We start from the raw sequence: 21580 nt of genomic DNA on the forward strand, positions 1-21580 counted from the left end.
GGGGCGTGGGAACAACCCGGGGGCATTCCCGCGGGGGACGCCCCAATTGTCGGAGCCTCCTGGCACGATCACCGACATGGACAACGTCGGCATTCTCCTGGTGGCCCTCCTGATCGGCGTCGCCCTCGGTGCGGGGGGCGCGTGGCTGGTGCTGCGCCGCGCCCCGGGCTCCCCCACCGAGGTCGCCAGTGAGCGGATGCGGGCGGCCGAGCAGACGGCCCGCGCCGATGCCGAACGCGCCCGCGCCGACATCGCCGCCGCCGAGGTACGCGTCAGTCAGGCCGTGGCACAGATGCAGGAGGCACGAACCGAAACGGAGCGCGCCCATCGCGCCGTGGCCGAAGCGCGGGCTGAGGCGTCCCGAGCCCAAGCGGCGGCAGCGGCGCAACAGGCCGATGCAGCGGCGTGGGAGGCCAAGGTGGTCGCCGCGAATGCGGCTCGAGACGTCGCCACGGCCCGTGCCACCGAGATCGCTGCCGACCGGGACGCCCTGGTCAAAGAGTTCACCGTGCTATCAGGTCGGGCCCTCGAAGATCAGGGCCGCAAGGCTGATGCGAGCGCTGAGCAGCGCCTCAAGGCCACCGAGCAACTCATGACCCCCATCAAGGAGAGCCTGGCTGCGTTCAACACGCGCCTCTCCGAGGTGGAGAAGGCCCGCGTCCAGATGTCGACGGAGTTGGCCGGCCAGGTCCGTGCCGTGCAGTTCACCGGCGAGCAGTTGCGTCGCGAAACCAACGCGCTCGCGACGGCGCTGCGTAAGCCGCAGGTGCGGGGTGCCTGGGGCGAACTCCAACTCAAGCGGGTCGCAGAGATGGCGGGCATGCTCGAATACTGCGACTTCGTCCAGCAGGAGACTTCCGCCACCAGCGAAGACCGCGTGATCCGACCAGACCTCAAGGTGACCCTCAGCGAGGGTAAGTTCATCTACGTGGACTCGAAGGTTCCGCTGTCCGCCTTCCTTGATGCGCAAGAGACCGACAACGACGCCGAACGAGACCGCCTGCTGGGGCTGTTCGCCAAGAACGTGCGCACCCACGTCGACCAGTTGTCGTCCAAGAACTACTGGAAGGCCGATCCGGGCACGCCCGAGTTCGTCGTCTTGTTCATCCCCAACGAGGCGCTCGGCTTCGAGGCGTTGCGTCTCATCCCCGACCTGCACGAATACGCCAACGCGCGCGACATCATCGTGGCGACCCCGACGACGCTCATCGCGCTCCTGCGGGCCATCGCCTATGGCTGGAAGCAGGCCAAACTGGCGACGGCCGCCGCCGAGGTCTCCCAACTCGGCCGGGAACTGTACGACCGCCTGGGCCGCATGGGGCACAACGTCGACCGGCTCGGTCGAGCCCTTGGCAGCGCGGTCAAGGCGTACAACGCGTCGGTGGGGTCGCTCGAGACCCGCGTCATGGTGACGGCGCGCCGGTTCCGGGATCTCAACGTCACCTCCGCCGACCTGGCGACCTTAACCACCGTCGAGGAACCGCTGCGGCAGATCGCGGCCCCCGAACTCGTCGAGGACGCCACCGCGGTGCCCTCCGCGGTCGGGCGCACACGCCGGGGTGAACTCACCCCGGGAGGCCTCCCGGCCGAAGCCGAGACCCTCGGCGGGGGCCCCGCCCCGCAGGCCGGGCACCCCGATGACGCTTTCCCCGAGGCCACCGACCTCCACCGGGGCGAGCCCCCTCTCCTGGATCTCATCGGCGACGCCGACGGCGAGGCCGAACGTGAGCGCGGCACAATGGCCGGGTGAGCCACCTTCCGGTCGGTAGCCGCCGCGAGCCGCTGCCCGTCACCGCTGCCGACGTCGACACCGCGAGCCGCCGCCTCGCCGGGGTCATCTCCGAGACCCCACTTCAGTACAACGAACGCCTCTCCGAGGCGACCGGTGCGCAGGTCTGGTTGAAGCGCGAGGACCTCCAGCCGGTGCGGTCCTACAAGATCCGGGGCGCCTACAACCTCATCGCCCAACTCACCGACGACGAACGTGCGGCAGGCGTCATCGCCGCATCCGCGGGCAACCACGGTCAAGGGGTAGCGATGGCCTGCGCCGCCCTCGGTATCCGCGGCCGAATCTTCGTCCCCTCCACGACACCGCGCCAAAAGCGCGATCGGATGCGCCACTTCGGCAAGGAGTTCATCGAGCTTGTCGTGGTGGGAGACGCCTACGACGAGGCGTCCGCCGCAGCCAAGCAGGCGGCCGCCGAATCCGGCGCCGTCATCGTCCCCGCCTTCGACGACGCGCGCACCATCGCTGGGCAAGGCACCGTCGCCAAGGAGACCGTCGAACAACTTGGCCGTGAACCTGACCGGATCATCCTGCCCGTGGGTGGCGGCGGTCTCCTTGCGGGGAGCCTCGTCTGGCTGGATGCACGCTCCCCCAAGACATCCGTCACCGCCGCGGAACCCACCGGTGCGGCCTGCCTGGCGGCGGCGCTGGACGCCGGGCACCCCACCACCCTGGGCACCATCGACACGTTCGTGGACGGAGCGGCTGTCCGGCGCGCCGGGGATCTCACCTTCGCCATCGCTGCTCAGCACAACCCGCGCCTGCTGTCGGTCCCCGAGGGCGCCATCTGCACCGAGATGCTCGCGCTGTATCAGTCCGACGGGATCATCGCCGAACCTGCCGGGGCGCTGGCCTGCGCGTCGCTGCGGCTGGATCCGCCCCGCCCCGGCGAGGTCGTCGTCGCCGTGGTTTCTGGTGGCAACAATGACGTGTCCCGGTATGCGGAGATCGTCGAACGATCTCTGGTGTACGAGGGTCGCAAGCACTACTTCCTCGTCAGCTTCCCGCAGGAGCCAGGAGCGCTGCGCCGGTTCCTCGACGAGGTCCTTGGCCGCGATGACGACATCACCCACTTCGAATACGTCAAGCGCAGCAACCGCGAAATCGGCCCTGCACTCGTCGGCATCGAACTCGGGGATCCGACCAGCCTGCCGGGCCTCCTGGAGCGCATCGACCGCAGCCCGATCAAAGCTGAACGCGTAGACCCGTCCAGCCCGTTCTATCGATTCATGCTCTGATGCAGGTCTACGCCCGCCCGTCGTGGCGCCTCACGCGCCAAATCCTCGCCGACCTGTTCGTGGTCGCCTGGGGGATCACGTGGTGGTGGGTGGGGCGCTTCACCGACGGGGTGATCCGTGCAGTAGCCGAGCCGTCACGGCAAGCCGGTCGACTCGCCGACGACCTTCGCACGCAGACGGCGGACGTCGCCAACCAGGCCGCAGGCATTCCGTGGGTGGGGGGCGGCCTGCGCCAGCCCTTCGATGGGATGTCGGGGACGCTCCACGACCTGTCCGCATCCGCGGCGACGCAAGTGGCGGCCATCGAACAGACCGCCACCGTGGCGGGGGCCTTGGCGTTCGTGATCCCTGTGGCCCTCATGATCGTGATCTGGTTGCCGCGTCGCATCGCGTTCGCCCGTCGCGCCGCCGAGGTCGCGGCGCTAGCGGGCACCGTGGATGGCACTGATCTGCTCGGCCTACGCGCCCTCGCGACCCAGCCTGTGGGGGCCTTGCGGAGCATCGGCCCGGATCCGGTTGGCGCGTGGCGAACCGGAGAACCCGCCGCCCTAGCCGCGCTAGCCGACCTCGAACTGGCCCGCGCGGGCGTCCGCTCCCGCTCCCTGCCCCCACGGCCCCGGGACGCCACCGGCGCCGGAGACAACCCGGCTGCTCGTTGAGGTAGCGCCCGCATCTCGTCGGGGCGGACTGCACCGACGACGACTTTTCGCGGAGACTCCCCGGCCATCACACCCGGGCGAGAGCCTCCGCAATCGTCAGATCGCCCGCGTTGAACGGGATCGTCTTCCCGATGGTGCTCGGGTCGGCCAGCACAGCGGCCACCACGGCCGCGACGTCCGCTCGGCTCACGGACCCGGCGGCGGGGGCGTCGGGATCGATGCGTCCGGTGGCGGGTTCCAGCGTCAGGGCGCTCGGCGCGACGATCGTCCAGGCCAGATCGCTGGCGCGCAGGTAGGCGTCGGCTGCCGCCTTGGCCTCCGCGTAGGGGAAGAAGGGGCTTTCCGCGGGCACGTCATGATTCAGGCTCGCACCGAAGTACGACACCATGACGTAGCGGCGCACCCCGGCCGCGATGGCCGCATCGATCGACCGAATCGCCGCGTCCTTATCCACGGCATACGTCCGCATCGGATCCCCACCTCCGGCACCAGCCGACCACACCACCGCGTCATGCTGAGAGACCAAGGACGTCAGATCCTCGGTGCCGCATTGTTCGACATCGCATACCAGGGGCGTGGCCCCCGCAGCGCGCACCGCGTCCGCTTGTTCGCTAAAGCGAATCACCGACTCAACATGGTCTCCACGCTCGGCGAGGAGCGGGGTCAACAACAGCGCCACTTTGCCGTGGCCACCGATGAGAAGGACGTCCATCCGTCGAATCTAGCGCCGCACACTGCCTATGTCAGCGGCTGTCCGGATTCACCCGTGCGTGGACTTGCGAAGAACTCCGTCCCCGCCCCGCGCCGGCGAGCCGCACGCCACCGTGCGGCGCCTCACGAGACCCGCTCTCCGGCCAGCACCCGGCGAGCCACATCGGCTTGGGTCGGGCTGCACTCGCGCCCATAGCCCGAGATCCAGCGCCCCGATGTGTTCCAGGATTCCCCCGACCGCGACACCCCCATCTGATCGGCGATGCAGTCAGCAAAGTGTTCGCCGGGCTTGTCCGTTCCGCCCCAGTACTTCTCCGAGACCTCCCCCAGCCCACCATTCAACGCGCCCGTCTGCGGGTCTGGCGGATAGACGCGGAACTGCACCACATGCCCGCATTCGTGGGAGTTGATGGACCGCACCAACGAGAATTCCGGATCCGGCAGGTCTTTACGCCCGAAATTGATAGCGATGCTGGAGGTCGCCGTCTTCACGCCATCGACCGTGGAGAACACGGCACTGTGTGACGCGTTGTACTTACCTGCCCGGTCAGGGGACGCGCTGACGTCGTAGCGCACATCGGGGCAAAAAGCCGCCACCTGACTTTGCAGCACCGCCGCATACTCCTGGTCGGTGTAGGAGTCCAGCGTTGCCCCCACTGTCGTCTTGTCGACCTGCTTCACATCGCCCAGATCAACCCAACCGCTGACGCCGCGGTAGTCGACGCGGACCCGGCTGCCTTCCACGGCCGCGTCGCGGGCCCCGAGCACATACTGACGCGGGATCACGACCGCCTGCGGGCCGGAGGATGAGTCTGCGTAGAAGCGGGTCGGGCCAGACGTCTTGTACCAGGAGGTGGCCTGACGGGTGACGTCAGCTATCGCGTCATCGCTGACGAGCGTCAGCGCCGCCCGGGTCGGCGTGAGAGCCCCGGAGGTGGGCGCGGCACCTGAGGGCCGGGATGCGGGCGTCGACGACGTCGGGGAGCCGCCCGCTGCACCCGTGGGGCTCGGTTGGGGTGCGGGGCGCTGCCGGGCGGCCTGGCTGCCTCGCGACGGCGAACCTGAAGCGGGTGTCGGCGCGGCAGGGACGCCCGAGCGCGGTGATGCGGGGGTTTCAGACGCCCCCGTTTCTGCCTGGCGCGCTGCGGGCCTCACCGGGGCGGACGGGGCCTGCGGGGGTGTTGCGGGGGTGTCTGGCCGGGGCGCCGACGAGGCAGGAACGCTTCGGTGCGCGGTCGGTTCAGCTTCCGCTTCCGACGGCAGCGGGGTGCTGGTGGGCGCGTCGTCCGCGTCGGGGGTGAAGGGGGTTGCGGAGACGGTCGGCCCCGTCAGCGTAGGGATGGGCGCCGGGGTTGCCCGATCGACGAGCGGCGATCGCGGAACCGCCGGGGTGCAGGCGCTGAGGGTCAGCGCAACCGCCGCGACGGCAATCACGCTGAGGCGTCTGCGGCCGTGAGGGCGCGGGGGTACTGGCACAAGGGGGTGGGCGTGCATGAATGCGAGGCTAACACGGCGGGGCCGACGCGCTTGTGGCGCGCGCCACGCGGCAGTTCCACGCCCCTAGCAGGTTCAGAGTTGTCGGGTGTAGCGCCAGGCGTAAGTGGCGTACTCCTCGGTCAGCGTCTCGGAACCGTGCTCCTCCAGCAGCGCCCGCCAACGGCGGAGCCGTTCAGCACGCTCGTCGGCGGAGGCCACGAGGAAAGGCGAATGCGTCATATACAAGGCGAGATACTCCCCGGCGGACACCTCCCGCTGCCAGGTGCTCGACCACTCCTCCCTCGGGCCAAAGAATGAGGGGGATACCTCCGCGGCGCCTTGCGCCGCATCGATCCCGCGGGGGTCGGGCTGCACCGCGTCGAAGCGCCGCTGCCACTCGTTGGCGAGCAAGCGCTGGTTCCAGATCATGGCAAGACGCCCGCCGGGGCGCAGCACCCGGGCGGCCTCCTGCGCGGCGGCGATCAGATCCAGCCAATGCCAGGCCTGCGCGACGAGGGCCGCATCAGCGGACTCGTCGGGCTGCCCTGAGTGCTCCGCGGCAGCGACCACCCGGGGCACGTCGGGGTGGCGAGCCGCCAGTTCCGCGAGCATGGACGCCGACGGATCCACAGCGATCACCCGCAATCTCCGCGCTACCAGGGAGTCGGTCAGCAGCCCCGTCCCAGCCCCCATTCGTGCAGGTCACGCGCTCGCGCAGGAAGCATCCAATCGAGCGCGTCGTCCGGGTAGGTCGGACGCAACCGGTGATAGTCCGAACCCGTGTTGAGGAAGGCTGCCGCCCGCTGACCTCGCTCCTGGCTGTCCATACCCTTCAGGCTACGACCGTGCCGGTAGCCGCGAGGAAGGCGCAGCGTCCACGCAACCCCAGTGCCCTCACAAACAAAACAGCACCCCATGCACGACGCTGTTCTCAGCGGCAGGGAGAACGTTTTCCTCGCGGGGATCAGGCCGCCCTCGATAGCGGCCGCCCAGAAATCACGACTTTTCGGTTCCGCAGCCACCCCGCACCGACTTACGATGAGCCGCATGAAGCCCCTTGTCCTGCGAAGCGCGCTCGTCGCTTCGATCGGCGGCCTCGTTTTCGGATTTGACACCGCCGTCATCTCCGGGACGACCGACCAGCTGAAAAGCTATTTCCTTCTCGATGACGCCCTTCTTGGGTGGACGGTCGGGATGGCCCTGCTGGGGACCATCCTCGGCGCCCTCACTGCGGGCAAACCCGCCGACCGTTTTGGCCGCAAACCCCTTCTGTTCACTATCGGGATCTTGTACCTGATCGGCGCCCTTGGCTCAGCCTTCGCCCACGACATTCTCACCTTGCAGATCGCCCGATTCCTCGGCGGGATCGGGGTCGGCGCCGCTTCGGTGTGCGCTCCGATCTACACCGCTGAAATCGCCCCCGCCAAGGTCCGCGGGCGCCTCGTGGGCCTGGTCCAGTTCAACATCGTCTTGGGCATCCTGCTGGCCTACCTCTCCAACACGATCATCCGGGCGGTCGTCCACGACACCACGACCGATTGGCGGTGGATGTTCGGCATCATGGCTGTGCCCGCCCTCCTCTTCCTGGTCTTGCTGTTCACCGTGCCGGAAACACCTCGGTGGTTGATGGCGCACGGACGGGAGGCCGACGGACGCGCGGTGATCGCCCGCCTCACGACCACCCCCGAGGAGGCGCAAGCCCAGATCCAGGAGATCGACGCCTCACTGTCGACCTCCGGCGAGTCGGCGAAGGTTCCCTTCTTTACCCGAGGGCACGCGAAGGTCATCTTGTTGGCCTTCACCATCGCCATGTTCAATCAAATGTCCGGCATCAACGCCATCTTGTATTACGCCCCCGTGGTGATGGAGAAGGCGGGCGCCTCGACCGATGCCGCCTTCCAGATGAGCGTCGCTGTCGGGTTCATGAACCTGGTGGCCACGATGGTGGCCCTGACCGTGATCGACAAAATCGGACGCCGGACCCTCATGATCTACGGATCGGTGGGCTACATTGTCAGCCTGGGCTTCCTCTCAGGCTTGATGTTCTTTTATGAGAAGGCCCGTGGCGGGGCCTTCGACGGCACATCCAGCATTCTGGTGCTCGTGGGGTTGCTCGTGTTCATCGCCGCGCACGCCTTCGGCCAAGGGTCGGTGATTTGGGTTTTCATCTCCGAGATCTTCCCCAACCGGATCCGGGGGCGCGGTCAATCGCTGGGGTCGATGACGCACTGGGTCTTCGCCTGGTTGACGTCGACCTTCTTTCCGCCGGTTATCGGTTCGTTGGGCGGTGGGGTGGCTTTCGCCGTGTTCGGCGTGTTCATGATCGGCCAGTTGATCTGGGTACTGAAGGTGATGCCGGAAACGCGCGGCGTCCCCTTGGAGGAGATGGAGGCGACCCTGGGGCTCTCCCACACCCAGGACGCCTGACGTGTGACGACGCCGTCGCGTCCCCCATCGGGGAGGGCGCGACGGCGTCGGGTCAGTTGCGCACCGGTCAGGCGACGGGCTGGCGCTGGGCCCACTCCGTCAGCTCGATCCGAGGCCCGGTGAAGAAGGGGGTCTCCTCACGGACGTGCAGGCGCGCCTCGACGGCCCGCTGGGCGCGCATGGCGTCCACCAGGCGGGTCAACTCGTCGGCCTCGAAGGCCAGCAGCCATTCGTAGTCGCCCAGCGCGAACGCCGAGGTGGTGGAGCCCAGCACGTCGGGGTACTCGCGGGCCGCCATCCCGTGCGTGCGCAGCATGTGCGAGCGCTTGGCCGGATCCATGTAGTACCACTCGTAGCTGCGGACGAACGGGTACACCGTCACCCACGGGCGCGGTGCGATCCCGGAGAAGCATGCGGGCGTGTGGGCGTTGTTGAACTCTGCGCCCCGATGGACGCCGACCGACGACCACACCGGGTCGAGGTGGCCGCCCAATTCGGAGTTCCGCAGCGCATGGTAGGCCGCCTGGAGCGCCTCGGGCGCTTCGGCGATGGTCCACATCATCAAGTCGGCGTCGGCGCGGAACCCGCTCACGTCGTACCACCCACGCAGGGTGACCCCGGTGTCGGTGACGGCGCGGACGGCGGCGTTCACCTGGTCGTCGCGGCTGGCCGGATCGGCGGGGAGCGGGGCGACGGTCGAGAAGACGCTGTACATCAAGTAGTGGTTGCTGGCGTTGACGTCTTCGGGCGACACGTAGGTGTCGCGCGGGTCACCGCTGAACGGGGCGCCGGCAACCTTCGCGGACGGTTGCGTCATGGGATTCTCCTTCGTTGAGGTGCGTCAGGACCCTGTCGCCGACTCGGTGCCACAGGCCGCCGGTTTGGCGTCCCCGGGTCGACCCGAGAGGCAGCAGTTCGCGCCGCAGGTGCGGCGCCCGCCGACCTCGCCGGGGCGCAGGTCGGCGATCTTGTCGGCCAGCATCGCGATGAAGGCGGGATGAGTGCCCGCCGTCGCCGCGCGCACATACGACAGTCCCTGTTCGGCGGCTGTCTGCGAGGCCTGAGTATCGAGGTCGTACACCACTTCCATGTGGTCGTTGATGAACCCAAACGGCACGGTGACCACCGAGGAGATTCCCTGCTCGGCAAGTTCCTCAAGGCGGTCGTTCACGTCGGGTTCCAGCCACGGAATGTGCGGGGCACCCGAGCGGCTGCAGTAGGCGATCTCCCAGCGGTCATCGTCGAGCCCTGCCTGGGCGGCGATGGCGGCGGCGACGCGCGCATGCTGGGTCGAGTAGGTGTTGTCCCCGCCCGGACCCGAGGCCGCGTCCATCGCAAGCGGAATGGAGTGGGTGACGAAGACGACGCGGGGCGTCCCTTCGGCGCGCGCCAGCGCGTCACGCAGCGCGTCAACGTTGGCGGCGATGAAGCCCTCGGTCTCGGCGAATGCTCCGACCTTGTCGATCTGCAGTTCGACGGCTGTCGCGTCCAGTGCCGCGGCGATGTCCTCGCGGTATTGGCGGCACCCCGAGTAGGACGCATACCCGGCGGTCGCCAGCGCGAGGACGCGGCGCGCGCCTGACGCGGCGAGGTCGGTGAAGGTGTCGGGAAGGAAGGGCGTCCAGTTACGGTTGCCGATCACGATCGGCACGTCGATGCCCCGCTCGCGCAGGGCGGCGCCGAGGGCTTCCATCAACTCTGCATTGCGCTCGTTGATCGGCGACGCTCCGCCGAAGAGGTCGTAGTGCTTGGAGACTTCGAGGAGACGCTCATCGGGGATCCCTCGCCCGCGGGTCGCGTTGCGCATGAACGGCAAGACGTCCTCGGGAACCCGGGGGCCTCCGTAGGAGACCACACAGATCGCGTCGTAGTCGAAACTCACATTGCCTCCAGGCGGGGTCGGGCCCCCAGATCGGAAAGCCGCAGGCCGGTGATCGGACAGGTATCGCATTCGAGCGTATCCGGCGGCACGAGAACGTCGATATCGCCCTCGCTCGCCGCAGCTACCTCGTCGTTCCCCAGGACGGACCGCAGTTGCGGCTCGATCCCCCACAGCTCTGAGAGGGCGGTGAGGTATTCGTCGGCGCGTCCTTCCTGGGCGGCCTTGCGCGCGCGCACGCTGGGCACGTGCACCAGCCGGGCGGCCAGACGGCGCAGCGCGTGCGCGGCCTCCTCGCCGGTGACCGGGCGGCCCTGCGGGAGCCGGTCGATTTCGTCCGACACCATCGCGTTGACGGTGTCGCGCAAGGCAACGACGGCGGGGTCCATTTCGCGTCCCTTCAGGCGGGTCACCAGGTCACGCACACCCTCGTCGACGAGCGTGCGCGCTCGCCCCACCTCGTGCCGGGAAGCGTCAGGGGTGTGGCGTTGGATGGTCGGCAGATCGATGAGGTGGACGCCAGGCAGGGAGCCCGCCTCGGGCGCGACGTCACGCGAAATGGCCAGGTCGAGGATCGCCAGCGGGGCCTCGCGGTCGCCGGTGGCGTGGGCGAGCAGGTCAAGGGTGAGGATCGGACGCCCCAGCCCGCGGCAGGTCAGGACGACGTCGGCCTCGGCGACGGCCTCCTCGAGGCTTCGCTCGGCGACGTGGGTGCCCGGGTGGGAGGCGACGAAGGAGGCGGCACGCCCTGAGGAGGAGAACACGGCTATGTCGTGCGCGCCGCGCTCGCTCAGCGCGGCGACGACAGCGCCCGCATAGGCGCCGGTGCCGACGAGGAGAACGTGGGTCGCCGACCAGTCGCGCGGGATCATGTCCAGCCCCACGGCGACGACCGAGCGCCCCGTGGTGGCCAGTTGTGTCAGGTGGGCGACCTTGCGGGAGGTCCGCAGCGCCTGCTCGATGGTTTCGGTGAGCAGCCCGTTGGCGGTGCCGTCGCGATGCGCGGCCTTCAGGGCGCGGCGCAGCTGACCGGCGATCTCCCGCTCCCCGACGACCATCGAGTCCAGGCCTGCACCGACATCGAACAGGTGATGCAGGGCGTCACCGTTGGTCAGCACTGTGAGGGGAACATCGTGGGCCTGCGGGAGGCCCGCAGCCACGGCACGGCGCACCCGATCGAGGATCTGAGCGGCGGACGCGTCGGCGTCCACGTAAACCTCGACGCGGTTGCACGTGGCCAACACCACGGCACCGCGAACGGCGGCGTCGTCCACGAGACGCGTCGCGAGCCCCGGCACCGCCGGACTGACCGCTTCGACGGCCGCCAGCCCGTGTTCGGCGTGATGAACGGAGATCAGATGCAACGACATGACTCACTCATTGAACCACCCTTATCTGCCCAAACCGAACCGGAAGGTGTTGTACCGGGTCCCGGCGATCTCCCCGCGCACGGAACCGACTGAGGGTGCCTCACTATGATCGAGATTGTGACTCCCCTTGTTCCTCCGCTGCTGCGCGCGCTGCGCGGCGATCGTCCTGACACGTACCCGGTGTGGTTCATGCGCCAGGCGGGCCGCTCACTGCCCGAATACCGGGAGGCCCGTCGCGGGACGGGAATGATCGAGTCCTGCCTCATCCCTGAACTGGCCGCCGAGATCACGTTGCAACCCGTGCGCCGCCATCGCGTCGATGCGGGCATTTTCTTCTCCGACATCATGGTGCCGCTGGCCTTGGCGGGGGTTGACGTCGAGATTGCGTCGGGGGTCGGCCCCGTCATCGATGAGCCTGTCCGGACTGCCGCCGACGTGCGCAGGCTGACGGCACTGGAGCCGGGCGACGCGAGCGCCATCACCGAAGCTGTCCGCCTCGTCGTCGCCGAGTTGGCTTCGACGCCGTCCGGCAACGCCACCTGGACGCCCCTGATCGGCTTCGCGGGCGCCCCGTTCACGTTGGCCGCCTATCTGGTGGAGGGGCGTCCCAGCCGCGATCACCTCGCCGCCCGCGCCATGATGCACGCCGATCCGCAGGCGTGGGCTGCGCTGATGCGCTGGTGTGCCGACATCTCGGGAGCGTTCCTCACCACCCAGGTCGACGCCGGAGCTTCCGCAGTGCAGTTGTTCGACTCGTGGGCGGGATCGCTGTCGCGTGCCGACTACGTCACCCATGTGGCGCCCTGGTCGCGCCGCGCCCTGGAGCAGGTCGCCGGACGCGTCCCGCGCCTGCATTTCGGTACCGGCACCGGTCACCTCCTCGAAGAGCTGGCTGTCGGCGCGGACGCCGTCGGCATCGACTACCGCACGCCCCTCGACGAGGCTGCTGCCCGCCTGCCCGGCGTCCCGCTGCAAGGCAACATCGACCCGGCTCTGCTGGCCGCAGGCTGGGCCCCGCTGGAGGCGCACACGCTGGACGTCCTCGCCCGCGGCAAAGCCGCCCCCGCACACGTCGTCAACCTCGGCCACGGCGTTCCACCCGACACCGATCCCGGCGTCCTGACAGCCTTGGTGGAGAGGATCCACGCGGCATGACGCAACGCGATGCCATCGTCATCGGTGGCGGCATCGGCGGCCTGCAGGCCGCCTACACCTTCAGCAAGGCTGGGCTCGCTCCGCTGCTGCTGGAATCCCGCGGCACCACCGGCGGTCTCGTCTTCGGGGCGCCGGTCGGTGGCGTCTGGGTCGACTTGGGTGCCGAATCGTTCGCGAAGCGCTCCCGTGAGGTGGCGGCCCTGTGCGCCGAACTTGGGCTGGAGACCGTCGACCCGGCGGGCGGCTCGTGGGTGTGGTCGCATCGCCTCCGCCCAGGCTCCCCCGAGGGCGCCGAGCCCGGCCACGCGATCCGGATCCCGCACGGCGTCTTGGGCATTCCCACCGATCTGGACGATCCGATCGTTGCCGAGGTGCTGTCCTCCGAGGGGCTGGCGCGTGCTCGCGAAGACCTGACGATGGGTGCCGGTCCCGGCGCGGACGCCGCGGAACTGGCTTCGCTCGTGGAGGTGCGTCTGGGCCGCGAGGTGCTCGACCGCCTGGTGGATCCGATCGCAGGCGGCGTCCATTCGGCTCACCCGTCCCGGCTCGCCGTCGATGTGGTCTCCCCCGGCCTGCGCGAGGCCTTGGCCCAGGAGGGTTCCCTCGTGCGCGCCGCCGCCGCCGTGCGGGCCAGCGCCCCTCAAGGGGCTGTCGTCTCCTCAGCGTCGGGCGGCATGTTCACGCTGCCGCGCGCCCTGGCCCACCGCATCGAAGGCAACGGCGGCACCGTCGCGACTCGGCGCGTCGTCACCGGCATCGTCCGCGACGGGCAGACCTGGAGCGTGACGCACTACGAGGCGGGCCGGGCCCCGAATCCGGCCGACCCGCCCATCCCCGTCGGGGAACCCCAGATCGACACCACCACGCGCCTCGTCGTCGCCCTCGACGGACGCGCGGCCTTGACCCTGTTGGGCTCGGTGGAATCCCTCTCCGTGTCCGACTGGCAGTTGCCGCGTGGGGCGGACCTCGCGCAGGTGTGCCTCGTCCTGGCTGATGACCGGCTGGACGCAGGCCCGCGCGGTTCCGGGCTCCTGGTGACCCCGCTGGATGAGGGCGCCCCCCGCCGCGTGCGGGCCAAGGCGCTGACGCATTATTCGATCAAGTGGCCCCGGGTCGTCACGGGCACCGGGCTGCACGTGCTGCGCGTCAGCTACGGCCGCGCGGGGGTGCCGACGCCGGAGCCCACGATGGCCGACGCGCTGGCCGACGCGTCCGTGCTGCTCGGGCTCGAACTGGATCCGTCCAGCGTGGCGGGCCACGCCGTCATCCATTTCCCCAACTCCTTGCCGCCGCAAACTCCCGAACACCGCGTCCGGGTCGCCGAGGTGACACGGCGTCTGGCCGAGGAGCCAGGCCTGGCCATCACCGGGGCCTGGTTCGCCGGGACGGGGCTCGCCGCCGTCATTCCGCATGCCACCCGCGTCGCTGAGGAGCTCGCCCGATGAAACTGACCCTGGGCACGCGTGGCTCCGAACTCGCCCGGACACAGTCGGGGCTGGTCGCCGAGGCGTTACGCGCCGGCGGGCACGAGGTCGACCTGGTGACGATCCGCTCCGAAGGCGACGTCACCGCAGGGTCGTTGCTGGATGTGGGGGGCCTGGGCGTCTTCGCCGCCACGCTGCGCGTCGCCCTGCTTGAGGGACGCGTCGACCTGGTGGTCCATTCCCTTAAGGATCTGCCGACGGCTCCCGTCCCCGGGCTGATGATCGGGTCTGTTCCGCCCCGCGCTGAACCGGCGGATGTGCTGTGTGCCCGCGACGGGCTGACGCTGGCCACCCTGCCTGCGGGCGCGTTGGTCGGCACCGGTTCCCCGCGTCGAGCGGCTCAGGTGCGCGCCGCCCGCCCCGACGTGAGCGTCGTCGAGATCCGGGGCAATGTCGGGACGCGGCTCGCGCGCACCCTGGGCCCCGACGCCGACCTGGACGCCGTCGTGCTGGCGGCCGCCGGGTTGGACCGTCTCGGGCGCCTGGACGCCGCCACTGAAGCGTTGCCGCTGCTGCCCGCGCCCGGACAAGGCGCCTTGGCGATCGAATGCCGCGCCGACGACGCGCCTTTGCTGGCCGAACTGGCGCGGTTGGACTCGCGCGCCACCCGCGCGGCCGTCACGGCCGAACGCGCGGTCCTGGCGGCCTTGGGGGCGGGCTGCGCTGCACCCATCGGGACGTCCGCGCGCCTGATCGGCCACACCTTGACCCTCACCGCAGCCGTGTTCAGCCCCGACGGGGCCGCGACGGTGCGTGCCGAGAAGGCGACCATCGTCCCTCATTCGCTCCCCGAGACCATGTTGGCTGCGGAGTCGCTCGGGTTCACCGTCGCGCAGGACTTGCTCGCGGGTGGTGCCGCGCACATCACGCCGCTGGGCGCTTCTCGGCCCAGCGAACTGGCGGACTTTCACCATGATCGGGTGCTGTGGGCGCCGGGCACCCACCCGGCGCTGATCGGTCGCCGCGTCCTTCTGCCCCGCCGCGACGGGGCTCTCGCCGATGCACTGCGCGCCGCGGGCGCCGACGTGGACGCGGTTGCGGTGACGCGCACCGAAACGTTGCCTTTCTCACTGCCTGGCCCCGCCGACTGGGTCATCTTGACCTCCCCCATCGCGGTCGAGGTCCTCGCGGCCGCCGACGTCGAGTTGTCGATGCTCGGCGACCAGATCGCCGCCGTCGGCCCCGCTACGGCCCGGGCCATCGAAGAACTCGACGCGCACGCGGACGTCGTGCCGTCGGGGCGCAGCGACGCTGAGGCGCTCGTCGCCGCCCTCGTCGACGCCGAACCGGAGGGCGCCACCGCGTTGATCCCGGGCTCGGCGTTGTCCCGGCCAGCCCTCGCCGACGGGTTGACTGCCGGCGGGTGGGACGTCGAACGCCTCGACACCTACACCACGGTGCCCGTCAAGGAGGCCCCGGGGGCGCGGCCCTGGTCGGATTACGACGCCGTCGTCCTCACCTCCGGGTCGATCGCGTCCGCCACGTCGTCCGTGCTGGGGCGTCCACCCGCGGGCGTCGCCGTCATCGCGTTCGGCCAGCCCACCGCCTCAGCCGCGACCCGTGACGGCTGGCAGGTCGACGCCATCGCCGCGACCCAGGACGCCCCGGGTGTCATCGACGCCCTCACTCGCTGTCTCGATCAGGAGAACTCATGAATCCCGTCATCCGTCCCCGCCGTCTCCGCACCACTGCGGCGATGCGTGCCCTCGTCCGTGAGGTCCGCGTGGCACCCAGCCAACTCGTCTTGCCGGTCTTCATCCGCGACGGCATCAGCGAACCAGTCGCCATCGCGTCGCTGCCCGGCGTCGTCCAGCACACCCCCGAGTCGTTGCGCCGCGAAGCCGTCAAGGTCGTGGAGGCAGGGCTGGGCGGCATCATGCTCTTCGGCGTCCCCACCGACGCCGACAAGGACCCGCTCGGTTCGGCGGGTGCAGACCCGGAAGGCATCCTCAACCGGGGGCTGCGGGCCGTGCGCGACGAGGTGGGCGACGCCACCGTCATCATGGCCGACACCTGCCTGGACGAGTTCACCGACCATGGCCACTGCGGCGTCCTGGACAAGGCCGGACGCGTGGACAATGACGCAACGCTGGACGCCTATGTGCGGCTGGCCGTCGCCCAAGCCGACGCGGGCGCCCACGTCGTCGCGCCCTCGGGGATGATGGACGGCCAGGTCGCCGCCCTTCGGGCCGGACTCGACGATGCTGGGCACACCGATGTGGCGATCTTGGCCTACTCCGCGAAGTACGCCTCGGCCTTCTACGGCCCCTTCCGCGAGGCCGTCGGGTCGTCCCTGGAGGGGAACCGCCGCGCCTACCAGCAGGATCCCGCGAACCGGCGCGAAGGGCTGCGCGAAACGATCCTGGACCTCGCCGAGGGCGCCGACATGGTGATGGTGAAGCCAGCGATGGCCTACCTCGACGTGCTGGCCGACGTCGCTGCCGCCTCGGATGTCCCCGTGGCCGCCTATCAGGTCTCCGGCGAGTACGCGATGATCCACGCTGCAGCGCAGCGGGGCTGGTTGGATCTGGACGCGACGATGGCCGAAACCGTGACGAGCATCGTGCGAGCTGGCGCCGACATCGTGCTCACCTACGCCGCCTTGGACCTCGCCGCACGTCGGTGACCACCACCCGGCCTCCCCTTGGGCAGGCACGCGCCACGGGGAGCCTCAGGGACGCGTGCCACAATGCGAGAAGAGTCGGTCGGCGTCCTGCGTCGCCCCACCGCGCCGCTGCGGCGCACCCACCACGAACTGCCGAAAGGACATCATGCCCGGCCACATGTCGATGGAAGAGGTTTTCGCGCACGCCTGCGAACTGATCCCCGGCGGGGTGAACTCCCCGGTGCGTGCGTTTGGTTCGGTCGGCGGGACGCCGGTGTTCCTGCAGTCGGCGAAGGGGCCCCACGTCGTCGATATCGAGGGGCGCCGGTATGTCGATCTGGTGTGTTCGTGGGGTCCGGCGCTGCTGGGGCACGCGCACCCCGAGGTTGTGGCCGCCGTGCAGGAGGCCGCCACGCGCGGTCTGAGTTTCGGGGCGCCCACGACGGCTGAGGTCGAGTTGGCCGAGTTGATCCGGGCTCGGGTCCCGGCAGCGGAGAAGGTGCGCTTCGTCTCGACGGGCACCGAGGCGACGATGACGGCGCTGCGCATCGCCCGCGGGGCGACCGGGCGCGATGTCATCGTGAAGTTTGCTGGCTGCTACCACGGACACTCCGATGCGCTGCTGGCCGAGGCCGGGTCCGGCGTCGCGACCGCGGGGCTGCCCGGTTCCGCCGGGGTGACGGCCGCGTCCGCCGCCGACACCATCGTGCTCCCCTACAACGACGTGCCCGCCTTGGAGGCGGTTTTCGCTGAGCGTGGCTCCGACATCGCGTGCGTGATCACCGAGGCGGCCCCCGCAAACATGGGCATCGTGACGCCCGAGCCCGGCTTCAACGAGGCGATCCGAGCGATCACGTCGGCCCACGGCGCTCTGATGATCCTCGATGAGGTGCTCACCGGCTTCCGCGTCGGGCCGTCCGGGTGGTGGGGTTGGGAGGCCGGGATCGACCACCCGACGTACACCCCCGACTTGTTCGCCTTCGGGAAGGTCGTCGGCGGCGGGATGCCGTTGGCGGGGTTGGGCGGTTCGGCCGCGCTGATGGATCTGCTGGCTCCCGTGGGCCCGGTGTACCAGGCAGGCACCCTGTCGGGGAACCCGCTCGCCACCGCCGCAGGGATCACGACGCTGCGCCTGGCCGACGCGTCCGTGTACGCGCACGTGGACGCGGCCTCCCTCACGGTGCAGTCCGCGCTCGCGGACGCCTTGACCACGGCCGGGGTTCCGCATCGCATTCAGACGGCGGGCAGTTTGTTCAGCGTGTTCTTCGGCGAGGACGCGGCCGCGCACGGCGTTCACACCTACGCCCAGGCGAAGGCCGCGGACACGTTCCGCTACCCCGCGTTCTTCCACGCGATGCTGGACGCGGGCGTGGCCCTGCCGCCGAGCGTGTTCGAGGCATGGTTCTTGTCCGCCGCCCACGACGACGAAGCGTTGAACCGGATCGCCGAAGCGCTGCCCGTCGCGGCGCGCGCGGCCGCCGCCGCACGCCCCTGACCGGCATGGATCGCCGCGAGCTGTGGGCGACGCGGTTGGTGTTGCAGCAACTCGTCGGCGATCCTGCCGAGGATCCCGTCAGCGCGGTGGCGTCGTCGCTGGCCGTTCAGAGCCAAGACGTCCCGTTGGCCCACGACTCCCTGGCGCAACGCACCGGCGGTACCGCCGCGCAGGCAGCGGACGCCTTGAATGCGGGGCACATCATCCGCACTCACGTGTTGCGGCCCACGTGGCACCACGTCGCCGCCGCTGATGCTCGGTGGCTCCTGGCCTTAACCTCACCGAAAGTGCTGTCCGGGATGCGCGCGCGTCATCGCCAGTTGGGGCTGGATGAACCGGGCACGCTCGCCGCAGAACTCGATGTGCTGTTGGCTGAGGTGGCTGCAGGGCCGCGTACCCGCGCCGATCTGGGCGTCGTGTTCGCACGGCGCTGGGAACGCCAGGACGCCTTGTTCTGGCAGCGGCTGTCCCACCTGTGCATGATCGCCGAGTTGGAGGCCCAGATCTGCTCCGGCCCGGTCGATCCCGCCGGCCTCAACGGGCACACCTACGTGCTCGCCGAGACGCGGCTGCCCGCCACGCCACCACGTCCGCGGGACGAGGCGATCGCGGACGTGGTGGAGCGCTTCTTCGCCTCTCACGGCCCTGTGGCGGTGCGCGACCTGCAGCGCTGGACGCGCTTGACGCTGGGCGAGATCCGGGGTGCGATCGCGACGCTGGGGCCTCGACTCGACAGCGTCAAGGTGGCCGATCAGACGCTGTGGTTCGGCGCCGACGCGATGGCGGCGCGCGGGCCCGGTTCGGCGGGGTTCGCTGCGGCTCGTCGTCGCGCCGAGGGCGCCTGGCTGCTGTCCACCTTCGACGAGGCACCCTTGACGCATACGACTCTGCCGCTGCCCCTTGTGCCCGGTGGGGTGGCGAGCGCCGCGAAGTACGGGGAGTCGGGTGGCGGCCCGATGGTCTGGGATCTCCACGTGGCCGGGGCCTGGAAGCGCACCCTGGCCAAGGGGCGCTTCACCGTCCGGCTGATCGCCGCAGGCCCGTTGCCGGATGCAGCGAAGGCCGCACTGGTCGACCAGGCTCAAGCGCTGGCCTACCGCGCAGGGTTCGCCGACGCCGACATGGTGATCACCTAGCCACCACGGTCGTAACGAGCGAGCGCGGTGCGTGCGTGCTCGGTCACCGATAGAGTGGATCAACCACCGCCCCGTCACACCCCGAGGGAGAGTTTCTGTGACCACGTTCCTCGTCCTCGGCGGAACGGGCATCGCGCTGGTGGTGTTGTCCTTGATTCTCGGCGACGTCCTGGAAGGCGTCCTGCATCTGGACGCGCTGGACAACGACCTGTTCTCGGTGTCGACCTTGGCCGCTTTCGTCGGCTCGTTCGGCTTCGGCGGGGCCATCGGTCTGGCGCTCAGCGACAACCTGCCCCTCGCTCTGGTCGTCGGTGTCGTTATCGGCCTCCTGGCTGCGGCGGGCGCCTGGCGGCTGACGCGCGCGCTACGCCGAGACGACGCCACAAGCTTTTCGGCCACCTCACTGATCGGTCACACCGCCAGCGTGATCACGGCGATTCCGTCCGACGGCTACGGCGAGGTTCGGCTCAATGTCGGGGGCCACGTCCGCAAGTACGCGGCCCGCTGTGCGCGTCCCGTGGCCGCCGGTGAAGCCGTCTGGGTCTCCGCCGTGGTGTCGCCTACGGCCGTCGCGGTGACCCCCCTTGATTCTCGGACCCCCGGGCTTACGCCCACCGCGTCAACCTGAAAGGACACTCATGCCCTTCCCACCTCTCCTGGTCGGGATCACCGGCCTGATCATCTTGGTCTTGGTGATCGGCCTGCTGATCGCCAGCCGTTACAAGGTCGCCAAGCCGAATGAGGCGTTCATCCTTACCGGACGCAAGGGTAAGGAGGTGCGCAACCCCGAGACCGGCCTCGTGTCGACGGACTTGTCGGGACAGAAGGTGGTCATGGGCGGCGGCATCTTCGTCGTCCCGTTCATTCAGCGTCTGCATGTGCTCGATCTGAGTTCGCGTCGCATCATGGTCACGATCCGCAACGCCGTCTCAGGCCAGGGCATCAAGCTCAACGTGGACGGCGTGGCCATCGTCAAGGTCGGCGGAAACGAAGATTCGATCCGGGCGGCCGCCCAGCGCTTCTTGTCCCAGCAGGACGAGATCGAGACGTTCACCCAGGAGACGCTGGCGGGCTCCTTGCGTTCCATCGTCGGTTCGCTGACCGTCGAGCAGATCATTCGGGACCGGGCGGCGTTCGCCCAGCGCGTCACCGACGAGTCGGAGGCTTCCCTCACCGGCCAGGGCCTGGTGCTGGACACCTTCCAGATCCAAGACATCACCGACGACGGCACCTACCTCTCCGACCTGGGGCGTCCCGAGTCGGCGAAGGTCGGGCGTCTGGCTGCGGTCGCCGAGGCCGAGGCACGCCGGGAGGCCGAGCAGGCCCAGATCGCCGCCGAGCAGGAGATTGCGATCTCGCAGCGGGCGCTGGTCTTGAAGCAGGCCGAGATCCAGTCTGAGACGGACGCGGCCCGCGCCCAGGCTGCCGCGGCAGGACCGCTCGCCCAGGCCGACCGCGACCAGGCCATCTTGCAGGAGCAAGAGAAGGTGGCCGTCGCTCAGGCGGCGCTGAAGGAACGTCAACTCGACACGGAGGTGCGGCGTCCGGCGGATGCGGAGCGCTACCGCGTGGAGACCGCCGCGCAGGCGCAGCGCAACGCGGCGATCTTCGAGGCGGACGCGGAAAAGGCCGCCTCCATCGCGAATGCCGAAGCCGAGGCCGAGAAGGCGCGTCTGACCGGTGTGGGCGAGAAGTCCCGGCGTTCCGCGCTGGCCGAAGCCGAAGCCGTGGAGGGCGCCAAGCGAGGCGAGGCCGAGAAGGCTCGTCGTATCGCCGAGGCCGAGGCGGTGCGGGCTGAGGGCGAGGCGAAGGCCGCCGCAGTGTCGGCTGTCGGACAGGCTGAGGCCGAGGCGATGAACAAGCGCGCGGAGGCGTTCAAGAACTACAACGACGCCGCCGTGTTGCAGATGCTCGTGGAGATCCTGCCCCAGATGGCGGAGAAGGTCGCGGCGCCGATGGGCAGCATCGACAAGCTGACGGTGGTTTCCACCGATGGCGCTGGCCAGTTGCCCAAGCAGGTCACCGACACGCTCACGCAGACGTTGCAGATGGTGTCGGACACGACCGGGTTCGATCTGCAGGCGCTCCTCAAGCGGGTAGGCAACCAGGGCGGCGGCTCCGCGCCCACCCTGTCTGGCACCGTCGAGTAACCCTTCGAC

At 69.6% G+C, this 21580-nt stretch carries 19 protein-coding genes and 1 pseudogene; 13 read left to right on the top strand and 7 right to left on the bottom strand.

All coding sequences use genetic code 11. From position 1 onward, the window contains the following. The first annotated feature begins 76 nt into the window (after positions 1-76). Genes C1706_RS12380 through C1706_RS12390 form a run of 3 tightly spaced genes read left to right on the top strand, consistent with a single transcriptional unit; the run spans position 77 to position 3683 of the window. Positions 77-1750, top strand: a complete 1674-nt coding sequence (locus C1706_RS12380) for a DNA recombination protein RmuC (RefSeq protein WP_129459560.1) — start codon at positions 77-79, stop codon at positions 1748-1750. Further along, the gene (ilvA, locus tag C1706_RS12385; protein WP_241653566.1) at positions 1747-3024 is read left to right on the top strand and encodes a threonine ammonia-lyase IlvA; all 1278 of its coding nucleotides are present in this window, start codon (positions 1747-1749) and stop codon (positions 3022-3024) included. The genes C1706_RS12380 and ilvA overlap by 4 nt, the downstream gene beginning before the upstream one ends. After that, positions 3024-3683 (top strand): hypothetical protein, encoded by a 660-nt coding sequence (locus C1706_RS12390; RefSeq protein WP_129459561.1) that lies wholly within the window; start codon positions 3024-3026, stop codon positions 3681-3683. The genes ilvA and C1706_RS12390 overlap by 1 nt, the downstream gene beginning before the upstream one ends. A 67-nt stretch (positions 3684-3750) precedes the next feature. Here the strand turns inward: C1706_RS12390 and C1706_RS12395 are convergent, their stop codons facing one another. The 4 genes from C1706_RS12395 to C1706_RS14085 all read right to left on the bottom strand — a co-directional run bounded on the left by C1706_RS12395 (position 3751) and on the right by C1706_RS14085 (position 6697). Then, positions 3751-4395: an NAD(P)H-binding protein gene (locus C1706_RS12395; protein WP_129459562.1), complete on the bottom strand. Its 645-nt coding sequence runs from the start codon at positions 4393-4395 to the stop codon at positions 3751-3753. Between the two features lie 122 nt (positions 4396-4517). After that, a complete protein-coding gene (locus C1706_RS14080; protein WP_164987550.1) occupies positions 4518-5828 on the bottom strand; it encodes a hypothetical protein in 1311 nt (436 codons plus the stop codon). Between the two features lie 135 nt (positions 5829-5963). Then, the gene (locus tag C1706_RS12410) at positions 5964-6563 is read right to left on the bottom strand and encodes a class I SAM-dependent methyltransferase (RefSeq protein WP_129459565.1); all 600 of its coding nucleotides are present in this window, start codon (positions 6561-6563) and stop codon (positions 5964-5966) included. Further along, a complete protein-coding gene (locus C1706_RS14085; RefSeq protein ID WP_164987551.1) occupies positions 6539-6697 on the bottom strand; it encodes a hypothetical protein in 159 nt (52 codons plus the stop codon). The genes C1706_RS12410 and C1706_RS14085 overlap by 25 nt, the downstream gene beginning before the upstream one ends. Positions 6698-6917: 220 nt before the next feature. On the opposite strand from C1706_RS14085, the gene C1706_RS12415 reads away from it, so the two are divergent. Next, positions 6918-8297 carry a sugar porter family MFS transporter gene (locus tag C1706_RS12415; RefSeq protein ID WP_129459566.1) on the top strand — a complete coding sequence of 460 codons (1380 nt, stop codon included), beginning with the start codon at positions 6918-6920 and terminating at the stop codon, positions 8295-8297. 67 nt (positions 8298-8364) lie between these two features. Here the strand turns inward: C1706_RS12415 and hemQ are convergent, their stop codons facing one another. The 3 genes from hemQ to C1706_RS12425 are packed head-to-tail and all read right to left on the bottom strand — an operon-like array spanning position 8365 to position 11546. Next, a complete protein-coding gene (hemQ, locus tag C1706_RS14995; protein ID WP_241653567.1) occupies positions 8365-9114 on the bottom strand; it encodes a hydrogen peroxide-dependent heme synthase in 750 nt (249 codons plus the stop codon). A 24-nt stretch (positions 9115-9138) separates the two neighbouring features. Beyond that, positions 9139-10179, bottom strand: a complete 1041-nt coding sequence (locus C1706_RS15000) for a ferrochelatase (protein WP_241653568.1) — start codon at positions 10177-10179, stop codon at positions 9139-9141. After that, positions 10176-11546, bottom strand: a complete 1371-nt coding sequence (locus C1706_RS12425; RefSeq protein ID WP_129459567.1) for a glutamyl-tRNA reductase — start codon at positions 11544-11546, stop codon at positions 10176-10178. Before C1706_RS12425 ends, C1706_RS15000 begins: the two co-directional genes overlap by 4 nt. A 105-nt stretch (positions 11547-11651) precedes the next feature. Here C1706_RS12425 and hemE point away from each other — a divergent pair, with 105 nt between their 5' ends. From hemE to C1706_RS12465, 9 genes and pseudogenes are all read left to right on the top strand, one after another. Further along, a complete protein-coding gene (gene hemE, locus C1706_RS12430) occupies positions 11652-12701 on the top strand; it encodes a uroporphyrinogen decarboxylase (protein ID WP_129459568.1) in 1050 nt (349 codons plus the stop codon). Next, on the top strand, positions 12698-14146 hold the full coding sequence (locus C1706_RS12435; protein ID WP_129459569.1) for a protoporphyrinogen/coproporphyrinogen oxidase: 1449 nt from the start codon (positions 12698-12700) through the stop codon (positions 14144-14146). The genes hemE and C1706_RS12435 overlap by 4 nt, the downstream gene beginning before the upstream one ends. Further along, positions 14143-15081: pseudogene (hemC, locus tag C1706_RS14680) on the top strand (hydroxymethylbilane synthase); the annotation flags it as partial. The gene C1706_RS12435 and the pseudogene hemC, both read left to right, overlap by 4 nt. A gap of 24 nt (positions 15082-15105) precedes the next feature. Continuing rightward, positions 15106-15840, top strand: a complete 735-nt coding sequence (locus C1706_RS14685) for a uroporphyrinogen-III synthase (protein ID WP_284690571.1) — start codon at positions 15106-15108, stop codon at positions 15838-15840. Beyond that, positions 15837-16811 carry a porphobilinogen synthase gene (gene hemB, locus C1706_RS12445; RefSeq protein ID WP_129459570.1) on the top strand — a complete coding sequence of 325 codons (975 nt, stop codon included), beginning with the start codon at positions 15837-15839 and terminating at the stop codon, positions 16809-16811. Before C1706_RS14685 ends, hemB begins: the two co-directional genes overlap by 4 nt. 145 nt (positions 16812-16956) lie before the next feature. Next, positions 16957-18285 carry a glutamate-1-semialdehyde 2,1-aminomutase gene (gene hemL, locus C1706_RS12450; RefSeq protein ID WP_129459571.1) on the top strand — a complete coding sequence of 443 codons (1329 nt, stop codon included), beginning with the start codon at positions 16957-16959 and terminating at the stop codon, positions 18283-18285. A 5-nt stretch (positions 18286-18290) separates the two neighbouring features. Further along, positions 18291-19421, top strand: a complete 1131-nt coding sequence (locus C1706_RS12455) for a winged helix DNA-binding domain-containing protein (RefSeq protein WP_164987553.1) — start codon at positions 18291-18293, stop codon at positions 19419-19421. 97 nt (positions 19422-19518) lie between these two features. After that, entirely contained in the window at positions 19519-20049 is a 531-nt protein-coding gene (locus C1706_RS12460) for an NfeD family protein (RefSeq protein WP_129459573.1), read from the top strand. A 10-nt stretch (positions 20050-20059) separates the two neighbouring features. Continuing rightward, entirely contained in the window at positions 20060-21571 is a 1512-nt protein-coding gene (locus C1706_RS12465) for a flotillin family protein (RefSeq protein WP_129459574.1), read from the top strand. Positions 21572-21580 lie beyond the last annotated feature (9 nt).

The sequence above is a fragment of the Propioniciclava flava genome, assembly GCF_004126535.1.
Taxonomy (GTDB): Bacteria; Actinomycetota; Actinomycetes; order Propionibacteriales; family Propionibacteriaceae; genus Propioniciclava; species Propioniciclava flava.

What these genes read in the sequence shown, in the direction of transcription:
- C1706_RS12380 (WP_129459560.1), top strand. Translation starts at nt 77, where the DNA reads ATGGACAACGTCGGCATTCTCCTGGTGGCCCTCCTGATCGGCGTCGCC.
- C1706_RS12390 (WP_129459561.1), top strand. Translation starts at nt 3,024, where the DNA reads ATGCAGGTCTACGCCCGCCCGTCGTGGCGCCTCACGCGCCAAATCCTC.
- C1706_RS12395 (WP_129459562.1), bottom strand. Translation starts at nt 4,395, where the DNA reads ATGGACGTCCTTCTCATCGGTGGCCACGGCAAAGTGGCGCTGTTGTTG.
- C1706_RS12410 (WP_129459565.1), bottom strand. Translation starts at nt 6,563, where the DNA reads ATGGGGGCTGGGACGGGGCTGCTGACCGACTCCCTGGTAGCGCGGAGA.
- C1706_RS14085 (WP_164987551.1), bottom strand. Translation starts at nt 6,697, where the DNA reads ATGGACAGCCAGGAGCGAGGTCAGCGGGCGGCAGCCTTCCTCAACACG.
- C1706_RS12415 (WP_129459566.1), top strand. Translation starts at nt 6,918, where the DNA reads ATGAAGCCCCTTGTCCTGCGAAGCGCGCTCGTCGCTTCGATCGGCGGC.
- hemQ (WP_241653567.1), bottom strand. Translation starts at nt 9,114, where the DNA reads ATGACGCAACCGTCCGCGAAGGTTGCCGGCGCCCCGTTCAGCGGTGAC.
- C1706_RS12425 (WP_129459567.1), bottom strand. Translation starts at nt 11,546, where the DNA reads ATGTCGTTGCATCTGATCTCCGTTCATCACGCCGAACACGGGCTGGCG.
- hemE (WP_129459568.1), top strand. Translation starts at nt 11,652, where the DNA reads ATGATCGAGATTGTGACTCCCCTTGTTCCTCCGCTGCTGCGCGCGCTG.
- C1706_RS12435 (WP_129459569.1), top strand. Translation starts at nt 12,698, where the DNA reads ATGACGCAACGCGATGCCATCGTCATCGGTGGCGGCATCGGCGGCCTG.
- hemB (WP_129459570.1), top strand. Translation starts at nt 15,837, where the DNA reads ATGAATCCCGTCATCCGTCCCCGCCGTCTCCGCACCACTGCGGCGATG.
- hemL (WP_129459571.1), top strand. Translation starts at nt 16,957, where the DNA reads ATGCCCGGCCACATGTCGATGGAAGAGGTTTTCGCGCACGCCTGCGAA.
- C1706_RS12455 (WP_164987553.1), top strand. Translation starts at nt 18,291, where the DNA reads ATGGATCGCCGCGAGCTGTGGGCGACGCGGTTGGTGTTGCAGCAACTC.
- C1706_RS12465 (WP_129459574.1), top strand. Translation starts at nt 20,060, where the DNA reads ATGCCCTTCCCACCTCTCCTGGTCGGGATCACCGGCCTGATCATCTTG.